This window comes from Micrococcus sp. HMSC31B01, assembly GCF_001816085.1.
Taxonomy (GTDB): domain Bacteria; phylum Actinomycetota; class Actinomycetes; order Actinomycetales; family Micrococcaceae; genus Micrococcus; species Micrococcus luteus.
In genome coordinates this window covers 1-7,903 of sequence record NZ_KV825040.1, presented here as the reverse complement: position 1 = coordinate 7,903, position 7,903 = coordinate 1, and the positions used below count along the sequence as shown (strand labels likewise).

The window sequence follows — 7,903 nt, the reverse complement described above, 5'->3', positions numbered from 1 at the left end:
GCCGCCGCGGCTCCGGATGTCCTGGCCGCCCCGGCCACCACCGGGAGTGGTGACGGCGCCACGGTGGCCGACCCGGGCGACGGCAACGGCCGCACGCGCGGCGGCGGTCCGCTGGCTCTGGTCCTCGTGGTCGGCCTGCTCGCCGCACTCGTCGTGGGCGGGGTGCTGCTGGCCCAGAACCTGCGCGGCGGGCCGGCCCCGCAGGCCGCGTCGTCCGAGTCTGAGTCTGCGTCGTCCGAGTCCGCATCGGACACCCCGTCGCCGTCGGAGAGCACCAGCCCCTCCCCCACCCCGACCAGCGAGAGCGCCGCGGCCGCCCCGCAGCCCGTCCAGGCCCTGCGCTCGGTGCCGGACCTGCCGGAGCACGAGGCCGAGCACGACGCGGACCTGAGCAACCTCATCGACGGCGACCCCACCACCGTGTGGCGCACCTTCGCCTACGCACGGCCGAACTTCGGCGGCTATGTGGAGAGCATGAACCTCGTGGTCCAGCTCGAGGAGCGCACCGAGGTGAACGAGGTGACCCTGCAGAGCACGGGGGCCACCGGTGGCGCCTGGTTCGCCTACATCGCCGACTCCCCCGAGGGCGCGAACGCCCAGGAGATCGGCAACGGCACCTTCGACCAGGACACCGTCTCCATCCCAGTGCCGTTCGAGGGCACCGAGGCCGAGGCCGAGTACGTGATCGTCAGCCTCACCTCGCTGCCCCAGCTGGAGGGCACGACGTCGGACCTCCCGTTCGGCCTGCGCCTCGGCGAGATCGCCGTCCGCTGACCCCGCGCCCAGGCGACGGCGCGCCGGACCTTCCGGCCGCCGTCGCCGGACGTCGCTGCACCGCGGCCCGACACCGCGGAATACCCGCCCGTGGCTCCGCCGTTGTCCTGGAGGAGCGTCCACCACCCCGATCCACTGGAGGAACCCGTGGCCCCCACCGCCCAGGACCAGAGCGTCCACAACGTCGTGATCGTCGGATCCGGCCCCGCCGGATACACCGCGGCGATCTACACCGCCCGCGCCGACCTCTCCCCCGTCCTCGTGGCCGGGGCGGTGACCGCGGGCGGCGAGCTGATGAACACCACCGAGGTGGAGAACTTTCCGGGCTTCCCGGAGGGTGTGCAGGGGCCCGAGCTGATGGCGAACCTCGAGGCCCAGGCCCGCCGGTTCAACACGGAGGTGGTCTACGACGACGTCGTGCAGGCCGACCTGACGTCGAACCCCAAGGTGCTCACACTCGGCGACGGCACCCAGCTGCGCACCCACGCGGTCATCCTCACGACCGGCTCCGCCTACCGGAAGCTCGGCGTTCCCGGCGAGGAGCGCCTCTCCGGCCACGGCGTCAGCTGGTGCGCCACGTGCGACGGCTTCTTCTTCCGCGAGCAGGAGATCGCGGTCGTGGGCGGCGGCGACTCCGCCATGGAGGAGGCCCTGTTCCTCACGAAGTTCGCGTCCAAGGTGACCGTGCTGGTCCGCAAGGACGAGCTGCGCGCCTCCAAGGTGATGGCCCACCGTGCCATGGAGAACGAGAAGATCGAGTTCCGCTGGAACACCGAGGTCACGGAGGTGACGGGTGACGACAAGGTCAACACCCTCCGCCTGCGGGACACCCGCACCGGCGAGGCGTCCACGCTGGACGTGACCGGCCTGTTCGTGGCCATCGGCCAGGACCCGCGCACGGACCTGGTGCAGGGCCAGGTGGAGCTCACGGAGCACGGCACCATCCGCATCGACCATCCGTCCTCGCGGACCTCCCAGCCGGGCGTCTTCGCCGCCGGCGACGTCACGGACCACACCTACCGCCAGGCCATCACCGCCGCCGGCTCGGGCTGCGTGGCCGCCCAGGACGTGGAGCACTACCTCGCGACCGTGGCCGACGTGGAGGAGGCCGCGCCGGCCGGCCCGGAGTCGGACGCGGTTCCGGCATGAGCCACTGACTCATCACCCCTGACCGAGCGTCATGAGTCATGTCGATAACACCCCTGTCCACCCCCGTCAGACACAGAACAACCCCCAGGAGGCTGCCATGAGCACCATCACCGTCACCGACGCCGACTTCGACCAGAAGGTCCTCCAGTCCGAGCTGCCCGTCCTCGTGGACTTCTGGGCCGAGTGGTGCGGCCCGTGCCGCATGCTCGGGCCTGTCCTGGAGGACATGGCCGTGGAGCACGAGGGCAAGGCCGTGATCGCCAAGCTCAACGTGGACGAGAACCCGGCCATCGCCGCGCGCTACGGCGTCACCTCCATCCCGCTCGTCGTGGGCTTCCAGAACGGCGAGAAGGTCGCCGAGTCCGTGGGCGCCAAGCCCAAGGCCGCGCTGGAGAAGGAGTTCTCGGCCCTGCTCGGCTGAGCCCCTCCCCCACTCACCACGACGGCCCCGTCACCCGAGAGGGTGGCGGGGCCGTCGTGCGTCGATCTCCAGGACCAGCGGCGGGTGCCCGTGGACGCCGTCCGCGGGAGCTCCGGATCAGGACTTCTTGCCCTTCCCCTTGCCGTCCTGACCGCCCTGGATGAGGTCCATGATGCGGTTCAGGTCCTCCACGGTGGTGAAGTCGATGGCGATGCGTCCCTTGCGCGCGCCGAGGGTGATCTTCACGGCGGTGTCCAGGCGGCTGGTGAGCGCGCTGGCGTAGTGGTCCAGGCGCTCGTGGCGGGCGTCGTCCGTGCTGCGCTGCGGCGTGCGGCCCGGCCGGAGCCCGCCCTGCAGCTGCGCGACAGCCTCCTCCGTGGCCCGGACGGACAAGCCCTCGGACTGGATCCGCTGCGCCAGACGCTCCATGTCCGACGGGTCCGTGAGACCGAGCAGCGCGCGAGCATGGCCGGCCGAGAGCGTGCCGGCGGCCACGCGGCGCTGCACGAGGGGCGGCAGCTTGAGCAGTCGGAGCGTGTTGGAGATCTGCGGACGGGAGCGGCCGATGCGCTGGGACAGCTCCTCCTGCGTGCAGGCGAAGTCCTCCATCAGCTGCTGGTAGGCGGCGGCCTCTTCGAGCGGGTTCAGCTGGGAGCGGTGCAGGTTCTCCAGCAGAGCGTCCCGCAGGAGGTCCTGGTCCGGGGTCTGGCGGACGATGGCCGGGATGGTGTCCAGGCCGGCCTTCTGGGTGGCGCGCCACCGGCGCTCGCCCATGATCAGCTCATAGGGGGTGGGGCCGTCCACCTCGCGCACGACGATCGGCTGCAGGATGCCGACTTCGCGGATCGAGGTGACCAGTTCCGCCATGTGGTCCTCGTCGAACACCTCACGCGGCTGCCGCGGGTTCGGGTGGATGTCCCCCACCGGGATCTCCCGCAGGACCGCGATGTCCGCTGATACGATCCCCACGGTCGCGACGGACTCCGCGGTCGTGTCCACCGGTTCCTCCCTCGACGACGCCGCGGCGGTGGCGCGCTTGCTGGGCGCCTTCACCGTCGGCATGGCCGGGCGCCCCTTGGTGGATCGCGCCGCAGGTGCGTCCTCGGAGTCGGCGGAGAAGAAGACGTCGACGGGACGCTGAGCGGGTCGAGAGGCACGCTTCGACGAGGTGGCCCCTGTCTGAGTGCCGGGCGAGGCGTTCCGGCCAGTCGCGGGAGTTGATTTCGCGGCCTGCGGTGGGCGGGCCGTGGTCTTTCGCTGCGGCCCCGACGGGTCCGGCTCAGTGGACTCCCCTGACGTCTTGGTTGTCGCGGTGCTGCGCGTCGATGTCGTCGTGCTCTCCGCTGCCGCGGCGGCCTCCGGGCCACTCTTCGCGGGCATCCGAGAGTCCTTCGGGGAGGAGGATGTCTCGGCGTTCTCTTCCGGGACTTCTACAGTGCTCTGGATCAGGGCGCCGAGGCCTCGCCCCAGGCCTCCTCGACGGCTCGTCTTCAACGGGTCCTCCTGCAGTGAGTGGGTCTGCGATCAGTGTAGGTGAGCGGTCTGATCTCGATGATTCCGGGCGGCGCGAGGAGACCCCGCACGTTGCACTGGCCCCGACTGTTGGTGGCCACGCGAGGGGGCGGGGGCGTGCGCGTGGACGTCTGCCGCGAGAGTGAGTGTTTCACGTGGAACACTCTGAGTTGGGGGCTCCAGGAGGGTGCGGCTGCAATCCCTCAGGACTCTCTCGTGGTTTCTCGTAAGGTCCACCCGTTTCACGTGAAACGCGATCCCTCAGCCGGCCAGTCGGCAGTTGACGAATCACAGTTGTAGCTGCTTGTGTTCTCGGTGTCCCGGGGCCGATCAACCGTCCAATGCGTACGGTATTCAAATATGCTGGCTAGCCGCAGGATATTTATTGCGCGTCATCGGTTGGAAAATGGCGGACCAGTAGCGAAGCAACGCTCCACTCCCCTGCGGTATGGTGTGGACACTTGAATCACCGAACGGCCGAGCTCGGACTTCTCGTCGCCTTGTGTTCAGTGCTTCCTCACACCCGCGCAGCCCACGAATCGAACGTTGCGTCGCCGACCGTGTTTCACGTGAAACACGAATGACTGTGCCGCAGAGAACACGGACGGGGCCCCCGATCGTTGACGTAACTGCTCCTTACGAACCGGTGTTATCTTGTTGTGTCGTTCTCGGTCACCGCATGGGCGGCACTGATCGCGTGTGCCTTGGATAGCCCGAAGTGGTGATGTCGCGGCACGGCCCCCTCACCCGAGGCTCGTTTCACGTGAAACGTTCCGTTGGAGGTGTCGACTGATCTCGCATGCCACGGAAGTCGGCCCACCCGCGGGTGCACCCCGATGCACGCGTCCACAGGGCGCGTGACGTGCGTTCGACATTCAGACTCCACGCGACGCTGACGTACTAACGCGGATGCGTCGAGCACAGACACGCGGTCGTTCTGTTTCACGTGAAACGCACGGCGCAGACTCGGAGGGAACACCGGACGGCGAGTCCCATGCCAGCGCACCATGCACCGACTTTCTCCCGTTGGGCGTACAGCTCCGTGCTCAAGCCAAGCACCGGACGACAAATACCGTGACAAGACAAGTTTCCCATCCAACGTTCTGGATCCATTCATTATGGCAGCCCAGACCGTCCACGAGGATCTAAGGGCCGTCTCATGGGGAACCGGGGCTTCACCTCGTCGGCCCTTGCGCGCGTGGCTTCCCTCGGGGATCGCCAGGGGAACCCGGTGTTTCACGTGAAACCTCCGGCGACCGCTCCATCACTCGACGCCCTGACTCCCGCCTCGTCACACGATCACGAAGACTCAGCGCATTACCCCGTCTCAGACCGAGACCCCGCAAGATCCCCGGGGAAGGGGACCACACCCGCGTTCCCGTTCACACGCCGACCCGTGCCTCGGCGTCGGACGCAGCAGCGAACTCACCGGAGTCCGTCGACACCTCCGATGAATCCATGACCGCGCTTCCTTGACGTCTCCTAGTCCACAGATCTTGTCCACATATCAACATCAACAATCGCGGGCAGACACGGCTGACTCCGCAACTTGCCAGCTCATATACTTGTCTTTGTATACATCGGGGCCTGCGGCCGCCCCACCTCGCCGGAGTCTCTCCTACTCTGCACACAGGACTGCACAGCAGAACTGTCCATCAGGCGCCGCCATCCGGCCCGTTCTACTCAGACGAAGCACAGCACTCCACCACGCCGCTGACGTCTGCTCTCGCACACGCTGACGACCGACCGGCCCGCACCCCTCGGCCACACCACGGCTCGAGCTCCGCTCTCGCTCCCCATTCCCTGCACTTCACCGACCGCGAGGAGGGCTGATCGTGGGGGAGGGGAGCGGGGACGGACCGAGCCCTGCACGGCCACGCCCGGCGGCCAGGACGTTCCCCACGCATCGCGCAGCTCCCGAGGAGCACTTCAACGCAGGGTGCACCGCCGGCCCGCACAGCCTCCGTCGCCGCCCCGCGACCGTGCCGTACACCCCGCCCCGTGAGCTCGTGTGTCGCCGCCTGCGGCCGCCCCCACGCCCTGCGACAGGTGTGCCTGGCCGACGCGGCGGAGGGGCCGGCCCAGGAGAGGAGACGGGAGCGTGTCAGACGGAGGCGGTCGACCACGGACACCCCTCCCCGTCGTCCCGCCGAGGCGGCACCACGCTCGCCCCACGGAGACCGTCGTTTCACGTGAAACACGAACTTTCGACATGCCCAGCGATTCCGCTTGTCTTACCATCCCACATCTTTGGGGGCCGCAATCACTCACGACGAAACCCGCCGGGGGATCCCTCCCTCCGGCGGGCTTCGTCGTCGTCAGCAGCGCAGCCCGGCGACGACCGCAGCAGACCGCCTGCGCGTCAGCCCTTCACGGCCGGCGCACCGCGGCCGGCGATCTCCGCGGCCGCCTCCCGGTACGCCACGGCGCCGGCCGAGGCCGGGTCGTAAGTCAGCACCGTCTGCTGATAGCTGGGGGCCTCGGAGATGCGGACGTTGCGGGGGATCGCGGTGTTCAGCAGCTGCTCCGGGAAGTGCGTCCGGACCTCCTCCGCCACCTGCACGGCGAGGTTGGTCCGCGCGTCGAACATCGTCAGCAGGATGGTGCTCACCTGGAGGCGCGGGTTCAGGTGTTTCTGGATCATCTGCACGTTCTTGAGCAGCTGGGAGAGGCCCTCGAGGGCGTAGTACTCGGCCTGGATCGGGATGAGCACCTCCTCAGCCGCCACGAACGCGTTGACCGTCAGCAGGCCCAGGGATGGCGGGCAGTCGATGAACACGTAGTCCAGCCGCTCCTGGCCGTCCTCCTCGCGCCAGGCGGTGTACGCCTCCAGCGCCCGAGACAGTCGCTGTTCGCGGGCCACCAGCGAGACCAGCTCGATCTCGGCACCGGCCAGGTCGATCGTCGCGGGCACCACCTGCAGGCCGTCCACGTCCGGGGCGTCCTGCACGACGTCCTGGATCTCCATCTCGCCCAGGAGCACGTCGTACACGGAGGCGACGTCTCCGGTGTGGGGGATGTTCAGCGCGGTGGACGCATTGCCCTGCGGGTCGATGTCCACCACCATCACCCGCATGCCCGCGCGGGCGAGGGCCGCGGCCAGGTTGACCGTCGTCGTCGTCTTGCCGACGCCGCCCTTCTGGTTGGACGTCGTGAACACGCGGGTGCGGTCGGGGCGCGTCAGACGGCGCCGCTGAAGCCGCGCGGGCTCCTCGGCGTCGGCGCCGCCCTTCTCGGCGGTCCGGCCGGTCCACTTCTGGCGCAGGGCCCTCCAGGCCCCACCCCGGCTCTCCTGCTCCTGCGCCATGCGGCTCTACCTCCTGGGTCGCGGGTGTGCGGATCTGCTGCCGCCCGGCCCGTCCCGTCCCGGTGGGGGAGGGGTCAGCGGGGACGCGCGCTGATGCGCACGACGGTGGTGGTCTCGGGCAGCAGGCCCTCGCCCACCGTGAGGATCTCGGGCTCGGCACCACCATACTTGCGCAGGACCTTGCGGGCGGCGGCGATCTCGTCGGCCGCGGAGCGGCCCTTGATGGCCAGCAGCTCCCCGGCGCCCTGCAGCATCGGCATGGCCAGCGGCACGAGGGTCTTCAGCGCGGACACGGCGCGGGCGGTCACGACGTCGACGTCGAGGTTCCCGGAGACCTGCTCGGCACGGCCGCGGATCACGTCCACGTTCTCCAGGCCGAGGTCGGCGACCACCCTGTCCAGCCACTCCACGCGCCGCTCGAGCGGCTCGATGAGCAGGAACTGGCAGTCGGGGCGCGCGAGCGCGAGGCACAGGCCGGGCAGGCCCGCGCCGGAGCCGACGTCGGCCACGAGCGCGCCCTGCGGGAGGAGCTCCTCGACCACGGCGCAGTTCAGGACGTGGCGCTCCCAGAGACGGGGTGCCTCGCGCGGGCCGATCAGGCCCCACTCGATGCCGGTGTCCGCCAGGTGGGCCACGTATGCCTCGGCCCGGGGGAGGGCCTCGCCGAACAGCTCGACGGCGGCCGGCCGCAGCGCGTCGGTCAGCGGCGGCGCCGGCTGCCCCACGGGCGCGGGGCGGTC

5 protein-coding genes and 1 pseudogene are annotated in these 7,903 nt (G+C 69.6%); 3 read left to right on the top strand and 3 right to left on the bottom strand.

Annotated elements, in window-relative coordinates; genetic code table 11:
• The 3 genes and pseudogenes from HMPREF3105_RS04250 to trxA form a co-directional block, all read left to right on the top strand.
• Positions 1-774: pseudogene (locus HMPREF3105_RS04250) on the top strand (hypothetical protein); the annotation flags it as partial.
• A 147-nt stretch (positions 775-921) separates the two neighbouring features.
• On the top strand, positions 922-1,923 hold the full coding sequence (gene trxB / locus HMPREF3105_RS04245; RefSeq protein WP_036337321.1) for a thioredoxin-disulfide reductase: 1,002 nt from the start codon (positions 922-924) through the stop codon (positions 1,921-1,923).
• Positions 1,924-1,954: 31 nt separating this feature from the next.
• Positions 1,955-2,344 (top strand): thioredoxin, encoded by a 390-nt coding sequence (gene trxA / locus HMPREF3105_RS04240; protein ID WP_327036762.1) that lies wholly within the window; start codon positions 1,955-1,957, stop codon positions 2,342-2,344.
• Between the two features lie 117 nt (positions 2,345-2,461).
• On the opposite strand, the gene HMPREF3105_RS12625 is transcribed toward trxA, so the two are convergent.
• The 3 genes from HMPREF3105_RS12625 to rsmG form a co-directional block, all read right to left on the bottom strand.
• On the bottom strand, positions 2,462-3,838 hold the full coding sequence (locus HMPREF3105_RS12625; protein WP_083325294.1) for a ParB/RepB/Spo0J family partition protein: 1,377 nt from the start codon (positions 3,836-3,838) through the stop codon (positions 2,462-2,464).
• A gap of 2,380 nt (positions 3,839-6,218) precedes the next feature.
• On the bottom strand, positions 6,219-7,163 hold the full coding sequence (locus HMPREF3105_RS04225; RefSeq protein ID WP_049145027.1) for a ParA family protein: 945 nt from the start codon (positions 7,161-7,163) through the stop codon (positions 6,219-6,221).
• Between the two features lie 74 nt (positions 7,164-7,237).
• Positions 7,238-7,888 carry a 16S rRNA (guanine(527)-N(7))-methyltransferase RsmG gene (rsmG, locus tag HMPREF3105_RS04220; RefSeq protein ID WP_070708843.1) on the bottom strand — a complete coding sequence of 217 codons (651 nt, stop codon included), beginning with the start codon at positions 7,886-7,888 and terminating at the stop codon, positions 7,238-7,240.
• Between the last annotated feature and the right edge of the window lie 15 nt (positions 7,889-7,903).